This is a genomic window from Haladaptatus sp. AB643 (assembly GCF_024136975.1).
Classification (GTDB): Archaea; Halobacteriota; Halobacteria; order Halobacteriales; family Haladaptataceae; genus Haladaptatus.
In genome coordinates, this window is sequence record NZ_JAMYJW010000005.1 from 66,937 (window position 1) to 83,467 (window position 16,531).

Genomic DNA, 16,531 nt, shown 5'->3' on the forward strand with positions numbered 1-16,531 from the left:
GTGACACATCTATACGGTCGGGGTGAAGCGGCAACCAGTATGTCACTTAATTGAATTGGTCCATGAACAGGACGAGTTAGACCGTGGAAAATCGAGTTCACGGGTGGTGGCCTGGTAGCTTCCAAGGCAGAGGAGAATTAGTGAATACTCATCGTATCGGGACGTGAATTATAACAAATTCAGTCAGGTGGTATGTTTTCCAGTAAAATATCACCAAATTCTCACCACAGCGTTATCCCTCTCGTTCACCTAGAGACGATATGGCGGACAACAAAAAGAGCCGAAACAAGCAAGCCCGTAACGAAGAGAACCGCCAGCGAGCGTGGGAAGTTGAGCAGGCACGCGAACGTATGGACGAAACCGAACCACGTGACGAACAGAACGAAGCAAATGAATCTCGACACGAGGGAACGGAAAATCCGGACTCTTCCCGAAAGTGTCACCGTCGTGGATGCGACGAACCAGCGAAATTTGTCGTTCTCGAACGTTACCAAGAAGAAACGGGTCACGGGGGTGTTGAGGCAGAGGCTAGTCTTTGTCAACGACATACTGCTGAAGAAAGTCCCACGAATCTCGATGGCGTCTATGCGGACTACGTGTTTCGTGTTGATCCGTTACCAGAGACGATTGATACGGACATAGCGTGATTTCTTTCTTCAGAGCATAGATATCCCTACGGCGATACGGGAAGCCACGCCGTTTATGGAAGGGGAATACCACTGGACATCTTTATCCGAATAGGTGTTGTGAGTATATATAGGTCCGAGATGACATGGTTTTCTGTCCGGTTGCTACGTATCGTTGGTCAATTTTTTCCGTTTGTGGTGACGTTTCTCCGCGACCGACGACGATTTCTGTTCTTTGGTAGTTCACGGACTGTTTCCCGTGAACAACATCGGGAACGAGCACGTCAACTGCGGGATGTCATGCTCGCACTCGGTCCGACGTTCATCAAAACCGGGCAGGTTCTTTCCACACGTCCAGATCTCGTGCCGGAGGTGTATGCCGAGGAGTTCGCCACCCTACAAGATGCGGTTCCACCGAGTCCATATAGTGAAATGATCTCGTCGCTCGCCAAAGATGTGGGGTCCCACTCGTACGACGATTTTGATCCCGATCCGATCGCAGGAGGGTCGCTTGCGCAGGTGTATGAAGCCGTTTACGACGGAACCCGTGTCGCTGTTAAGGTTCGGCGACCCGATATCAAAGATCGCATCGATACCGATCTCCGCGTCATCCGGCGGTTGCTTCCCGTTATCGTCTTCTTTGCTCCGAATCGCTATCGATTCTCGCTCCGAAATATGGCCGATGACTTTGAGCGTATTATCCAGGAGGAACTCGACTTCGAGCGTGAAGCACGGATGATGGACGAGATTCGAAACAACTTCAGTGACGATTCTACGGTCCGCATTCCCCGAGTGTACACCGACGTCTCGTCCGAACGCGTGCTCACGATGGAGTACATTGTTGGGATCAAGATCACTGACGTCGACCAATTGGAAGCGGCCGGCTTCGATCCGAAGCCGATCGCACACAAAGTGGCGAATGCGTACTTTACGATGGGACTCGTGCACGGCGTTTTTCATGGAGACCCTCACCCAGGAAATCTCTCTGTCGACGACGAGGGTCGGATCGTGTTCTACGATTTCGGCATGTCTGGCCGGTTTACACCCGCAATGCAGGAGAACGTCATTCAGCTCTATCTTTCCGTCGTTAACCGCGATGTCGAAACGATCACGGATATCCTGATCAAGATCGATGTCCTGGACCCAAACGTCGATCGGGTCAAAATGGCTGCGATGCTGAGTCTCATGATGGACGAATTCGAAGGGAAGGAGGACGTCAATTGGCGTGATATCTTGACCGATGCCCTCGCCGAACTCCAACAATTCCCCTTTCGCCTCCCACCAAACATCATGCTCGTCATCCGCATCGGAACGGTCAGTGAAGGGGTTCTCCGAGAGCTCGATCCGGAGTTCGATTTTATTCACGCCGCTCGAGAGTTTCTCCGACGGCACGGATTTATGGAACGAGGGGCACGCATGATGTTCGATGAAATGCGAACCGATGTCGAGGCATCAGCGAAGGCACTCGTTCGCGTTCCACCGAAACTAGAGCGTGCCCTCGACGCTATCATTCGAGACGAAGCCCAAACCCAACGATCCACCGTCGATCAAGTGCAGTTGCAAACGATCGCCAAACCGCTCGGATACGTTCTTTTAGCTGGTTTTACGATACTTGGTGCATCGATCCTTTCGATGGTTGATCTCCGGTACGGTATTGGTGGACTCCTCGTGGCAGGGCTCTTCGTCGTCCTCTTCTATCGATCGATTCGCACGGAACCAAAGTAGGATTCCAGTCGGACTGTTCTACGGGAATAGTTGTGTCCACCATGGACATTTAGTGAGCGGACGGCCTCCTCGATCTCTACGTTGATCACTGTTCGGGGCGAGGCGCAGTCTGATACCGTTCGATCGCGTCGGATTTCTCTACGCGAGCATAGACCGTCTGCAACGTTTCTTCGGCACGCAGTAACCCGTGTTCGTCGAGAAACGCTCGTCCCTCGTCACTGATTCCGTAGAACTTGTACGGGAGATCGTTCTGCCGTTGCTCGTCGGGGAGGAAAACCGCTTCGACGATTCCCACATCGACGAGTTGCTGGAGATGTTGACGGATCGTCGTCTGACTTTTGCTCGGATTTACGTAGTCAAGTTCTTTCAGCGTTGGAAGCTGTGATGGATGCCCGAGGATGTCCTGGATGAGTGAGAACCGCGTTTCTTGGGTGACAACGTTCAATCGTTTTCGAACATTGTCGAGGTTGGATGACGTGTGGCCAGACGTACTCATACTAGTTTCTTCGAGTAGTACGTGCAAAAGCGTTTCGCCGAAATACGAATCGGTCTATTACGATGTGGCCGCTGATGAAGTCGATGCATTGATACTCGATAATTGAGAGCACGAAGACGATGAACACGGAGGAACCGACTATCGATGAAGTAGCAGAGAGCGCCGAGGAGCATCTGCACGACACTTCGCTCACGCCCCAGGAATACGAAGACCTCAAACACAGTATTGCAGAGCTCTCACCGATTTTCACGAACGAGTCTTCCTACTTCGTTCTCGGTAGTTACGGTCGACCGGAGATATACCGACTTCAATTGGTCAAGGATCGCCTCAACCGACGAACCGACACGTATGCATTTCTGATGGTAGATATCCGTAGTGAATGGGTCAACACCTATGTCAAATTCCGACTTCTGGCGGACTATACCGATTATATCGTCGGTGTAACTGAACACGACCGTGGAGGTTTCCTTGTCGAACAGGGATACTTCACTGCTCTGGAGTCCTATTTCACGAAGACGCGAGTTTTCAAGCGTGAATATTCCACTCTGGACCCGGACACAGTCGATACGAACGTCGATCTCGGGAAGCCATATAGTGGGATGCAGACTGCAATCTTTGACATGCTAAACGATACAGGCCGCCTGTGTATCTGGCAGACCGAGGACGAGCTTTTAGAATGTGCTGAAGCACTTCCCTAGTGGTCCGTTGATTTTCCTCCCTGGGGACGAAATAGGGTGTTTATACGATCGTCCCAAGATTGGATCTCCGGAGAAGAATCCCTCGACGTGCTGTTCGATATTCTTCGCTCCAGACGACGACGGGAAATACTTCGACATCTGCTGCTCACTGAGGAGACCACCTCGCTCAGTGAACTCGCAACCGTCGTGGCGAAGCGTGAAACACGAAGGAAGGTGATAACCGATGGGACACTCCAGCGGTACTTGGTCAACCTTTCACAAGTTCATATTCCAAAACTCGTCGACAAAGGCTATGTTTTGTATGATTCCGATACGCAGTCGGTTTCGAGTTGTGAGGCCACACAGCGAGCGAAGCCGTTTCTCGTCTTTGCGGAACAGTAGCTACTCGATTACGAAACCGGCCGTCTTCTCACAGGGTAGGATTTGGGGGGTTATTGATAACGACAGCCATCCAAATTTAGGGTACAATGAGTAGAGAAGCCCCGTTCGATGCGGTCCGCGAATTCGAGGTCGACGGAACCTCGTACAAGATGGCGGACCTCACGGTCCTCGAAGACGAAGGGTTGTGCGACCTCGACAACCTTCCGGTAAGTATCCGAATCCTCCTGGAGTCCGTCCTTCGGAACGTGGATGGTGAGACCATCACCGAGGAGGACGTTCGCAACGCCGCCTCGTGGCAACCCGAGGTTCCGGACGTCGAACTCCCGTTCACGCCCTCTCGCGTCGTTCTACAGGACCTCACCGGCGTTCCCGCGGTCGTCGATTTGGCGGCGCTTCGCTCCGCGGCGGACCGCGCGGGCGAGCAACCGTCCATCGTCGAACCCGAAGTCCCCATCGATTTGGTCATCGACCACAGCGTCCAAGTCGATTACTTCGGATCCGAGGACGCCTACGAGCGGAACGTCGAAATGGAGTACGAGCGGAACGCGGAGCGGTACAAGGCGCTCAAATGGGCTCAACAGGCGTTCGAGGACTTCAACGTCGTCCCGCCGGGAACCGGTATCGTCCATCAAGTGAATCTGGAGTATCTGGGCCGAGTCGTCCACGACCGCGACGTCGACGGGGAAAACTGGTTGTTCCCGGACACGCTGGTCGGGACGGACAGCCACACGCCCATGATCGGTGGCATCGGCGTCGTCGGATGGGGCGTCGGCGGCATCGAAGCGGAGGCGGCGATGCTCGGTCAGCCCATCACGATGAAACTCCCCGAAGTGGTGGGCGTCCGCCTGACCGGCGAACTCCCCGAGGGCGCGACCGCGACCGACCTCGTTCTGCACGTCACGGAGAAACTGCGCGGCGTCGGCGTCGTGGACCGCTTCGTCGAGTTCTTCGGTCCCGGCGTGTCGAACCTCACCGTCCCGGACCGGGCGACGCTCTCGAACATGGCCCCCGAACAGGGATCGACTATCAGCGTGTTCCCGGTGGACGAGGCGACGCTCGACTACCTCGAACTCACGGGACGCGAACCCGAGCATATCGAACTCGTCCGGGAGTACCTCGACGCGCAAGGGCTGTTCGGCGAGCAGGAACCCGAATATACGGAAACGGTCGAGTTGGACCTCTCGACCGTCGAACCCAGCCTCGCCGGGCCGAAGCGCCCCCAAGACCGCGTTCCCATGGGCGACATGCGGACCCACTTCCGAAACCTGCTCTACGACGAGTTCGGAGACGAACTCGGTGACGTGGACGAGGAAGCCATCACCCGCTGGCTCGGCGAGGGTGGCGCGGGAGGAAATGCGGAAGGAACCGGCGCGTCCACGGACGGAGGAACGGTGACGAAGCCGGGAACGGCGGAAGCGCCAGAGGAACCAGACCTCGGCGAACTCACGAAGCGCGTGTCCGTCGAGATGGACGACGGATCGGAGGTCGAAATCGGCCACGGCTCCGTGGTCGTCAGCGCCATCACGAGTTGTACGAACACCTCGAACCCCTCGGTGATGCTCGCCGCGGGACTGCTCGCCAAGAACGCCGTCGACCGCGGCCTCGACGTCCCCGACTACGTGAAGACAAGCCTCGCGCCGGGAAGCCGCGTCGTCACGGAGTACCTCGACGCCTCCGGCCTCCTCCCGTACCTCGAAGATTTGGGGTACAACGTGGTCGGATACGGCTGTACGACCTGTATCGGCAACGCCGGACCGCTTCCGGACCCCATCGAGACCGCCATCGACGAACACGGCCTCTGGACGACGAGCGTCCTCTCCGGCAACCGGAACTTCGAGGCGCGCATCCACCCGAAGATTCGCGCGAATTACCTCGCCAGCCCACCGCTGGTCGTTGCCTACGGCCTCGCGGGACGGATGGACATCGACCTCGAACGCGAACCGGTCGGGACGGACGACGACGGCGAACCGGTCTACCTCGCCGACCTCTGGCCGTCGTCCGACGAAATCCACGCGGCCGTTCACGACAGCGTGGACACGTCGATGTTCGAGGACAAGTACGCCTCCGTGTACGAGGGCGACGAGCGCTGGAAGGGCCTCGAAGCGCCGACCGGGGACGTGTACGAGTGGGACGAAGAGTCCACGTACATCCGCGAACCGCCGTTCTTCAAGGACTTCCCGCTGGAGGAACCCGGCGTCGCGGACATCGAGGAAGCGCGCTGTCTCATGCTGCTCGGCGACACCGTAACCACGGACCACATCAGTCCCGCCGGTCCCTTCGGACCGGACCTCCCCGCAGGGCAGTGGCTCCTCAACCACGGCGTCGAACCGTACGAATTCAACACCTACGGGTCACGGCGCGGGAACCACGAGGTGATGATGCGCGGCACGTTCGCCAACGTGCGCATCGAGAACGAGATGTTGGACGACGTGGAGGGCGGCTACACCATCCATCAACCGACCGGCGAGGAGACGACCGTCTTCGAGGCGTCCGAGCGGTATCGGGAGGACGGAACCCCGCTCGTCGTCGCCGCCGGGACGGAGTTCGGAACCGGGTCCAGCCGTGACTGGGCGGCGAAAGGAACCGATCTGCTGGGCGTGGCGGCGACCATCGCGGAGAGCTACGAGCGCATCTACCGCGACAACCTCGTCGGCATGGGCGTCCTGCCGCTCCAGTTCCAGAGCGGGGATTCGTGGGAATCGCTCGACCTCGACGGATCCGAGACGTTCTCCATTCACGGTCTCGACGATGGACTCGACGTCAAGGACGAACTCACGGTCGTCGCCGAGCGCGAGGACGGTTCGACGGTCGAATTCCCGGTGACCGCGCAAGTGGGGACACCTGCAGCAGTTCGATACGTCGAAAACGGCGGTATTCTCCATCTCGTCCTTCGACGGTTACTCACGGAGTAACCGCGCAAACCGTTCCGACGCTGGGATTTCGGATCCGCAATCGAGGAACGGAACGTCGTCGAAAACGGCATGGCGTGAACACCGATGTCGTCGCGCGTTCCTGAACGCATCAGAGTACGGTATCGTCAGTCTTGGAGGAGACGATTGTACAACTTGGCAAAGGCATAGCCACCAACGAGTGCATCGAAAAACGCCCAGATGGCACCGATAGCGAGTCCGGTGATTGTCTCGTTATAGCCACGATATACGTCGGAGAGCAGCCGTTCCCATCGTTTTCCCCACCCAACCCGAGCGGTAACACCGAGGGCCGCAACTGCGCTAGCCCAGAGCAGTCCACACGCTAATCCGAACGCCCGCGGATCGAATCGCGACGATTCTGAAGACATAGAGTGGCATACAACGAGAAGCGATATAAAATTGGGAGACAATTGATCCGATTCAACGAGAACTCGACACGTAGAGGTACCCGAATCGGTACTCGTGGCTTTCGTTGGTGATTTCTACGAATCCGGACTGAGGCGCAGACATCCTGAATCTCGATGAGCAGGAACGAGACAGCGCTTCGACGGAGAAAGAGCGATGTATGACCGCGGTGCCGTGGTCGTTGGTATCGGTTCGTGCTCGTCAAGTAAGGGCTGGATGTGGAAAAATAACGTAGATGAATATGTAACCATGAGTTAATGATTATGTGTGTGCCAGTCGTTGTCATTCCTTGAGATGACGAAACGACATACAATAGGGCGGCGAAGGTTTCTCGGTGTTACTGGGTCGCTCTTTCTCGCATCTGGCCTATCGACGGTGGGAGCGGCCACGTCTGGTGGTCACGACCAAGAAACGACGAACGTTTTGAGACAGACCGGACGGTATGAGACCGGCGTGTATAACGACGATGCTGCAGAAATCCCGACGTACGATGCTCGCACAGAGCGCGCGTTTGTTGTGGATGCAAACGAAAGCGGTGTCGACGTCCTCGACCTCTCTGACCCGTCGGCCCCGTCGCTGGTCGACTCGATCAGGATCACAGATATATGGAAAGACCCCGGCCCTACAAACAGCGCCGACGCTCACGATGGTATCCTCGCGGTTGCTGTCGCTGCCGAACCAGAGACCCGACCTGGTCGAATCGTTTTTTACGACACTCGGAGCCTCGATCTTCTGAATTCGGTAACTGTTGGTCGTCTTCCCGATATGGTGACGTTTACCCCCGATGGCGATTCAGTGCTTGCGGCCTGCGAGGGAGAGCCCAACGATTCGTATAGCCGCGACCCACGCGGTTCGATTACCGTTATCGATGTTTCCCGAGGTGTTCAAAATGCGGACGTTGCGACCGCCGGATTCCAAAAGTTCGATTCGCAGAGGACGGCGCTTCGCAAGAAAGGCGTCCGAATCTACGGACCGAACGCGACAGTTGCACAGGATCTCGAACCGGAGTTCATCGCGATTTCCGACGATTCGAAGATGGCGTACGTCACCCTCCAAGAAAACAATGCGATCGCCATTGTCGATATCGCTGCGGTGAGTGTCCGCAATATCGTTCCGCTCGGGTGCAAAGATTTCTCGCTCTCAAAGAACGGGCTCGACGCGATAAACGATGGAAAGATCGATATCGAAACGCAACCGCTCTTCGGGATCTATCAACCGGACTCGATAGGAGCATACTCCGTTGACGGGGAGACGTATCTGGTAACCGCCAACGAGGGAGACCCACGTAGCTACGATGGGTTCTCCGAATCCGGTGTTCTCATCGAGGAGGGCGGTTCCTTCGGACTCGACTCGGACGACGACGGACGTATCGACGTACCGATCGATGAATCCCAGTTCGATAGAAACACGCTCTCGTCGTTGGAGGGGCTGGAAGTGTCGACTGACCTCGGTGATTGCGACAACGACGGGCGACTCGAAGAACTATATATTTACGGTGGTCGCTCGTTTGCGATCTGGAAACCAACTGACGGCGGACTCGAACTCGTTTTCGAGAGTGGCAATCTGATCGAGAGTACTATTGCCGATCTCATTTCCGAGGGAAAATTCCCTGAAGCAGCGTTCAACACTGGCTCGAATTCCATCGACCTCGATGAGGAGAGTCCAGCATCCGGCCCCGAACCGGAAGGTATCGCAGTTGGTACCGTCGATGGGGTCGACTACACGTTCGTCGGCTTAGAAGAAATCGGCGGTGTAATGGTATTCGACGTTTCGAACCCTCAAGCGCCAACGTTCGTCGAGTACGTGAACAACCGAATCTTTGATTTGGCGGAACTGGGAATCAACGGTCCACATGCGAATCTCGATGATGCACTGGAACGTGGCGATATAGAGGCTGGTGCGGCCGGTGACCTCGCACCCGAAGGATTGTCGTTCGTCCCGGCCGACGATAGTCCCACGGACGCATCACTTCTCATCGTCGCGAACGAACTAAGCGGAACGACGACCATCTACGAGGCTACGACGATGTGACGTCAATTATCGGGATATCCGACGAACATTGCAGGACGTGGTCCCTTTCGCTACTCTCGCTATGAATCCACCGTCCCATCGGAACCGTCGCCCGATCCGTCCCCGTAGTACTTCGTGAGCAGCGAAGTGACGGATTCGATCCTCGAAGGTCGTGAACCTCGTCGGGGACGACAGCTAGCCCCAATATATACACTGTTATGCCAATCGTCGCCAACTCCACTCGGGAGTCCAGTCGAACAGGTTTCGTGCCTTCGCAGTGTCGACCAACGCCGCGTGCTCGTGCTCATCGAAATAGCTTCGAACCTCGGCATCGGGAAAGATTTCCGGAATGATTTCACGGGTAGGTGTTTCGGCACTGGTGTCCGGCGCCGATACCCAGACGCGCTCGTGACCATCGAAGGTCGCCTCGACGGCCCTTCCAACGAGATCGACAGCGTCCGACATGTGAACGTAGGTGAACAACGTGTTGCGTTGGGTGTGGAAGTGACCCGATTCCCGCATCCCAGCCAGCGTTCGATCGGCCTCGACGAACGTCTCGTATGCCAGATCGTTATCGACGACCCACGGGAATCGGAGAGAGGTGATCGTTCGGGGTCGATTTTCACGGCGACGTGCAAACCCATCGGCGGCGATTTCGAGCGTCTGTTTGCCCATCCCGTAGGGATTCGACGGTGTGAGACGGTGGTCCTCGTCGAGAGGTAGATAATCGACGGTAATGCCATCAGGTTCGAATCCACCACCTATCGCGCTGAAACTCGACGCTAGAACGACCGTGTCGACTCCAAGGGCTCCTGCAGCCTCCAAGACGTGGTAACTCGACATGACGTTACTCTCGTAGGTTCGATATCCTGGCGTTACGTCCGGCGTTGGAAGCATCCCGAGATGGACGATTGCGTCGGCATTACTCCTTGCAAGCGAGCCATAGACCTCACCGGCGTCGATTAAATCGGTCGTGAGATACACATCCGAATGCGTCTCGTCTCGCTTCCCCCGTGAGAGGTTGACGGTCCGATAGCCTTCCTCGTTCAAATGTGCCAACACGCCCTGTCCAACACGACCGTTGCCGCCAGTGACGGCTACCGTCTCGATCATACTTCCTCTCGTTCCACCGCACTCAAATAATTCAGTATCCGTATTGGCCGCGATTTCGACGGACCTCGCTGTATCTCACACGGATGATCCGGTCTGTGGAGGTATCCGACGTTATTCTCGACGACGCGCCGACTCGGGTCATTATTTATGGTACTCCGCACACGACACTGTCGAACGGATGAAACGGAAACGCATCTCGGTAAAAAAGAAGTAACCGACAATGGCAAAAAATCTCGAACGCGACCTCGGCCTGTACGCGACGATCACCATCAGTATCGGAGCGATGATCGGAAGTGGCATTTTTGTCCTTCCGGGACTCGCAGCGGCGAAAACGGGGCCAAGTGTTATCTTGGCCTATCTGCTTGCGGGAATCATCGTTCTTCCCGCTGCACTCTCGAAAGCGGAGATGGCGACCGCAATCCCGGAAGCGGGTGGCACCTATCTCTTCATCGACCGCGCGATGGGACCGTTACCCGGTACCATCGCTGGAATCGGTGCCTGGTTTTCGCTCGTCTTCAAGAGCGCGTTCGCTCTCGTCGGTCTGGGCGCGTACCTGCTGTTGCTCATCGACATTCCGACGGGTGTACTCACTTTCGTCGGGATCGGACTCGGCGTTCTTCTTATCGCCGTCAACATCGTCGGTGTCAAGCAAACCGGTCGGCTACAGGCCGGAATCGTTAGTTTCGTCCTCCTCGTTCTCGTCGGGTTCGTGGCCGAGGGGATAACGTACGTCGATCACGCACAATACCATCCGTTTCTGACGCACGGAGATACCGGACTTCTCGCTGCGACTGGCTTCGTCTTCGTCTCCTATGCCGGTGTCACGAAGATCGCCAGCGTCGCCGAAGAAGTCGAAAACCCAGGACGAAACATTCCGATTGCGATCCTCGTTTCGGTCCTCGTGATGATGTTGGTGTACACGCTGACCGTTTTCGTTATCGTCGGCGTCGTACCAGCACCCGAGCTACAGACGGGTCACAGTTTGACGCCGATGGCTCTGGCGGCAGAATCGTTTGCAGGGCCGGTCGGTGGCCTCGTGCTTGCCATCGTCGCGGTCTTGGCATTGACGAGTATGGCGAATGCCGGAATACTGTCATCGTCGCGCTATCCGCTCGCGATGAGCCGAGACTCGCTCGCTCCCCCACAGTTCAGCGAAGTGAGCGAACGGTTTAAAACGCCAATTTACTCGATCGGATTCACCGGATTGATCCTGCTCGTCCTGATCGCATTCGTCCCGGTCGTCGATCTCGCGAAGTTGGCGAGTGCGTTCCAGATCCTCGTTTTCGTCTTCATCAATGGAGCACTCATCGCGTTTCGCGAAAGTGACCTCGAGTGGTATTCCCCCGAGTTTACGGCCCCCGGCTATCCGCTAGTGCAAGGAATCGGTGCCCTCGGCGGACTTCTCTTACTGACACAGATGGGAGTCGTCGCACTCGGAGGCGCATTGGGAATCATCCTGTTTGGCCTCGCGTGGTATCGATTCTACGGTCTCGAACGGACGGAACGGGAAGGAGCAGCCCTCGATGCGATCCGACGATCCGAGAGCTCTCAAACGTTGATCGAGACGGAACGTGCAGTTGCCGATGGTGACGGTCACGTCCTCGTTGCGATGGACGTGGACACGTCCGTCGAGCGGGAACAGACGTTACTCCGCCTCGCGGCGTGCGTGGCACAGCAACAAGGCGGAACGGTTCACGCGATTCGCTTCGAGGAAGTTCCGGACCAACTCCCCCTCTCGTCGGCGACCGAGTTGACCATGGAGGACCGCCAATTCGAGGCCCAGACGCGCGCGTTAGCGGACGAGTTACCGGTTCGGATCGAGGCGAGTGAGGTCGTCAGTCACGACATAAAGAAGGCAGTAATCAACTATGCCAACGACCTCGGTGTCGAACTCATTCTCGGTGAGTGGCGACCGGAACACTGGCACGCCGAGTTACTTGGAAGCGACGTCGACTGGTTCATGAAACATGCGCCGTGTTCGACGACGTTCGTTCAGGACCGTGGACTCGAACAAGTGGACGAAATCGCGGTTCTGACTCAGCGACGACCGTACGAGCCAACGAAGGTGGCTATCGCCAATGCAATTGCCAGTGTGTTCGGGGCGACCATTCGGTTCGTCACCGCCGTTGACTCGGATGTCTCGGACGAGCAACTCGGTGTGACACGTGCGTTTTTGACCGATCTCGAGGAACTCTGTTCGGTCGAGACGGAGAGCGAAATCATCAGGGTGGCAGATACGGTGGATGGATTGGTTGCCGAAGCGTCAACTGCTGACTTGGCGATTTTAGGGACGGTCGCACACTCCCGCCTCCACGAGATGCTTCTCGGTGATCCGGCGACCGAGATCAGTAGCCAGCTCGATTGTAGCGTTCTCTTGGTCCATCCGCCCAAATCGAGAGGGACGACGCTCGTTCAGGCAGTTGTCGAACGAGTTGCGTACTGAATTCGGTTCGTTTGGTACCCTTGTCGGGACGTCGAAAAGTACGATCTACAACAGTCGACGGACGCCATTTGTGTTCAGCAATGAACACAACCAACGAACACCATCTCGTTCACTATAGTGCTCCGCCAGCACGGTTACCGACATCGTTCGGGTCCTGCGTTCGGCGATAGTATCAGGAGTCGTAAGGGTTTCGAGCACGCCCGGAAGATGCCCGTTTCACAAAACTGCATGATCGTTGCACTCAGACGGTTGACGCGGTGGTTTTTTCGTTCCGAAAACAGAGCGTTCACGTATGGATGTCGACGAGGACGCGCTCGAATATCACGAGCAGGAACCGGCCGGAAAACTCGAGATAGCAACGACGAAGCCGACGAACACACAACGAGACCTCTCTCTCGCGTACTCACCGGGAGTGGCCGCACCGTGTCGTCGAATCGCCGAAAACGAGAACGAGGCGTACCAGTACACGGCGAAAGGAAACCTCGTCGGCGTCGTCTCCAACGGCTCAGCCGTTCTCGGCCTCGGGGACATCGGTGCGCAGGCATCGAAGCCCGTCATGGAGGGGAAAGGCGTCCTCTTCAAGCGCTTCGCTGATATCGACGTCTTCGACGTGGAACTCGACGAATCGGACATCGATGCGTTCGTTCGATGTGTCGCGGCGATGGAACCGACGTTCGGCGGCATCAACCTCGAAGACATCGCGGCCCCCGAATGTTTCGAGATCGAAACCCGCCTCAGGGAGAAAATGGATATCCCGGTCTTCCACGACGACCAGCACGGCACCGCCATCATCTCCGGTGCCGCGCTCCTGAACGCCGTCGAGATTACGGGAAAAACGCTCGATGATCTCCGTATCGTCTTCTCCGGTGCCGGTGCGGCCGCCGTCTCGTGCGCGAAATTCTACGTCTCGCTCGGCGTCCCACACGAGAACATCGTGATGAGCGATATCGACGGAATCCTCTCCGAGGAGCGCGCACAAGCGGGTGACCTGAATCCGCATGCGGAACCGTTCGCCCGCGGCGTCGAAGGTGGCGAACTCGCGAGCGCGATGGAGGACGCGGACGTCTTCGTTGGACTCTCCGTCGGTGGAGTCGTGAGTCAGGACATGGTGCGGTCGATGGCCGACGATCCGATCGTCTTCGCGATGGCGAACCCCGACCCCGAAATCGGATACGTGGAGGCCAAGAATGCACGAGAGGATACCGTCATCATGGCGACGGGGCGTTCGGACTACCCGAACATGGTGAACAACGTCCTCGGCTTTCCGTTCCTCTTCCGCGGTGCCCTCGACACCCGTGCGACGGAAATCAACGAGGAGATGAAGGTCGCGGCCGCGGAGGCACTCGCCGACCTCGCGAAGAAGGACGTTCCGGATCAGGTCCGGGACGCGTACGGCGATCAACCGCTTCAGTTCGGTCCCGAGTACATCATCCCGAAGCCGCTCGATCCCCGCGTTCTCTTCGAAATTGCGCCCGCAGTCGCCGAGGCCGCGATGGACTCCGGCGTCGCCCGTACCGAAGTCGACCTCGAAGAGTACAGAGAGAGTCTCGAAGCCCGCCTCGGAAAGAGCCGCGAGATGATGCGCATCGTCCTGAACAAAGCCCAAACCGAGCCGAAGCGCGTCGCACTCGGCGACGGGGAGGACGAGAAGATGATTCGCGCCGCCGCCCAGATGGAGGAACAGGGAATCGCGGACCCCGTCCTCATCGGCGACGAACGACAGGTCGAAGCGACGACGATCGACCTCGGTCTCGACTTCGATCCGGAGGTCGTCGACCCCGAGGACGGTGGTCACGACGGGTACGCCGACAGGCTCTACGATCTCCGGAAACGAAAAGGCGTCACGCGCCGAGAAGCCACCGAACTCGTCCAACACGACCCCGATTACTTCGGCAGCGTCATGGTCGAGCAGGGTGATGCGGACGTCTTCCTCACGGGCCTCGCCCACCACTATCCGAGCGCGCTCCGTCCACCGCTCGAAGTCGTCGGCACCGCCCCCGATACCGACTACGTGGCCGGTGTCTACATGCTCACGTTCAAGAACAGGGTGATCTTCTGCGCGGATGCGACCGTGAACCTCGATCCGAGCGCCGACGAACTCGCCGAGATTACCCGTCACGTCGCGGCGCTCGCCCGCCGGTTCGACGTGGAACCCCGCGCAGCCCTCCTCTCATACTCGGATTTCGGAAGTGTCCAGACAGCGGGGTCCGCAAAGCCCCGTGAGGCAGTGTCGATACTCCACGACGATCCGACCGTCGAGTTTCAGGTCGACGGCGAAATGCAGGCCGATACGGCAGTCGTCGACGGAATACTGGACGACACGTACGGATTCTCGGAACTCGACGGACCTGCGAACTGTCTCGTGTTCCCGAACCTCGAAGCGGGGAACATCGTCTACAAGCTCCTCCAGCGTCTCGGCGGTGCCGACGCCGTCGGACCGATTCTCGTCGGCATGGACGACCCCGTGCACATCCTCCAGCGCGGCGATGACGTCAAAGACATCGTCAACCTCGCCAGCGTCGCTATCGTCGAAGCACAGGAAAACTAGCGAGAGGGACGGGTCTTCTCGAAACGGTCATCCGGAAGGCCAGTGACGAGGGATTCGTCGCGTGAGTTGTTTTTGTCTCTAAGAAACCGTTGTTTTATCCGTAATGCGCGCCAATTTTTGTCCACGATGGACCCCGAGGACCTATACTCTACTCTGGTTGACGAAATGAACGCCGTTCTCATCGGCAGTGACGACGTCGTGGAGGGGATCACCACCTCGCTCCTCACGCGGGGGCATATCCTCTTGGAGGGCGTTCCGGGTGTCGCGAAGACGACGATAGCGAACTCGTTCGCACGAGCGACCGGTCTCGGCTTTAGACGCATTCAGATGACGCCCGACCTCCTTCCGGCCGACATTACCGGAACCCACGTCTATCGGGAGGGAACGGGTGAGTTCGAACTACAGCGGGGTCCGATCTTCACCAATCTACTGGTCGCGGACGAAATCAACCGCGCCACGCCGAAAACGCAAAGCGCACTCCTCGAAGGGATGCAGGAACGGACGGTAACGATCGAAGGGGACACCCTTTCGTTGCCGTCGCCGTTCATGGTCATCGCCACGCAGAACCCGATCGAGATGGAAGGGACGTACGAACTGCCGGAAGCCCAACGCGACCGATTCCAATGCAAACTTACGGTCGGCATCCCGTCGACCGAGGACGAGTTGAAACTCATCGACCGATTCGACGCGACGCCACAACTCGATCCGACCGATATCTCTCAGGTCATCGATCTCGACGATATCCTCACAGCACAGGAACAGGTAGAGTCGGTGTACGTGGCCGACCCGGTCAAACGATACATCCAATCGATAGTCGATTCGACTCGAACCCATTCGGATCTCGAACACGGTGGGTCGCCCCGTGCGACGCTCGCGTTGCTACGGACCTCGAAAGCCCGTGCAGCGATCCACGGGCGGGAATACGTGATTCCGGACGATGTCAAGGAAGTCGTAGTGGCCGTGATGCGACACCGTCTCGTCTTGAGTACGGAGGCGGAGTTGAGCGATAGGTCACCCGTCGAAATCATCGACGAGTTGCTGGACAGTATCGAACCACCGAACGGCGTGACCGCACCCGATACCGCCGAGGTGTCCGCTTCGAGCGACGGTGGACGCCCGGACCCGTCGAACGACGACTGAACTCGAATCCCCTATC

General features: G+C 57.5%; 11 protein-coding genes. 8 read left to right on the forward strand and 3 right to left on the reverse strand.

The genetic code is table 11. The annotated features are described in order from the left end of the window. The first annotated feature begins 260 nt into the window (after positions 1-260). Together NKF25_RS11820 and NKF25_RS11825 are read left to right on the forward strand one after the other, a co-directional pair. Positions 261-647, forward strand: a complete 387-nt coding sequence (locus NKF25_RS11820; RefSeq protein WP_253226866.1) for a hypothetical protein — start codon at positions 261-263, stop codon at positions 645-647. 279 nt (positions 648-926) lie between these two features. Beyond that, on the forward strand, positions 927-2,351 hold the full coding sequence (locus tag NKF25_RS11825; protein WP_253226867.1) for an AarF/ABC1/UbiB kinase family protein: 1,425 nt from the start codon (positions 927-929) through the stop codon (positions 2,349-2,351). A gap of 85 nt (positions 2,352-2,436) precedes the next feature. Here the strand turns inward: NKF25_RS11825 and NKF25_RS11830 are convergent, their stop codons facing one another. Beyond that, entirely contained in the window at positions 2,437-2,847 is a 411-nt protein-coding gene (locus NKF25_RS11830; RefSeq protein WP_253226868.1) for a transcriptional regulator, read from the reverse strand. Between the two features lie 119 nt (positions 2,848-2,966). On the opposite strand from NKF25_RS11830, the gene NKF25_RS11835 reads away from it, so the two are divergent. Together NKF25_RS11835 and NKF25_RS11840 are read left to right on the forward strand one after the other, a co-directional pair. Next, on the forward strand, positions 2,967-3,545 hold the full coding sequence (locus NKF25_RS11835; protein ID WP_253226869.1) for a hypothetical protein: 579 nt from the start codon (positions 2,967-2,969) through the stop codon (positions 3,543-3,545). Positions 3,546-4,012: 467 nt separating this feature from the next. Then, the gene (locus NKF25_RS11840; protein WP_253226870.1) at positions 4,013-6,838 is read left to right on the forward strand and encodes an aconitate hydratase; all 2,826 of its coding nucleotides are present in this window, start codon (positions 4,013-4,015) and stop codon (positions 6,836-6,838) included. Positions 6,839-6,963: 125 nt separating this feature from the next. Here the strand turns inward: NKF25_RS11840 and NKF25_RS11845 are convergent, their stop codons facing one another. Then, positions 6,964-7,224, reverse strand: a complete 261-nt coding sequence (locus NKF25_RS11845) for a bacteriophage holin (RefSeq protein ID WP_253226871.1) — start codon at positions 7,222-7,224, stop codon at positions 6,964-6,966. A 331-nt stretch (positions 7,225-7,555) separates the two neighbouring features. On the opposite strand from NKF25_RS11845, the gene NKF25_RS11850 reads away from it, so the two are divergent. Further along, complete coding sequence (locus tag NKF25_RS11850) at positions 7,556-9,292, forward strand: choice-of-anchor I family protein (RefSeq protein ID WP_253226872.1); 1,737 nt, start codon at positions 7,556-7,558, stop codon at positions 9,290-9,292. A 195-nt stretch (positions 9,293-9,487) separates the two neighbouring features. Here NKF25_RS11850 and NKF25_RS11855 read toward each other — a convergent pair whose 3' ends face one another. Beyond that, the gene (locus tag NKF25_RS11855) at positions 9,488-10,384 is read right to left on the reverse strand and encodes an NAD(P)-dependent oxidoreductase (RefSeq protein WP_253226873.1); all 897 of its coding nucleotides are present in this window, start codon (positions 10,382-10,384) and stop codon (positions 9,488-9,490) included. A gap of 220 nt (positions 10,385-10,604) precedes the next feature. Here NKF25_RS11855 and NKF25_RS11860 point away from each other — a divergent pair, with 220 nt between their 5' ends. The 3 genes from NKF25_RS11860 to NKF25_RS11870 all read left to right on the forward strand — a co-directional run bounded on the left by NKF25_RS11860 (position 10,605) and on the right by NKF25_RS11870 (position 16,515). Beyond that, positions 10,605-12,827, forward strand: coding sequence for a universal stress protein (locus NKF25_RS11860; protein ID WP_253226874.1), 2,223 nt, complete (start codon positions 10,605-10,607; stop codon positions 12,825-12,827). 292 nt (positions 12,828-13,119) lie between these two features. Beyond that, a complete protein-coding gene (locus tag NKF25_RS11865; protein ID WP_253226875.1) occupies positions 13,120-15,375 on the forward strand; it encodes an NADP-dependent malic enzyme in 2,256 nt (751 codons plus the stop codon). A 126-nt stretch (positions 15,376-15,501) separates the two neighbouring features. Continuing rightward, on the forward strand, positions 15,502-16,515 hold the full coding sequence (locus NKF25_RS11870) for a MoxR family ATPase (RefSeq protein WP_253226876.1): 1,014 nt from the start codon (positions 15,502-15,504) through the stop codon (positions 16,513-16,515). The last annotated feature ends 16 nt before the right edge of the window (positions 16,516-16,531 follow it).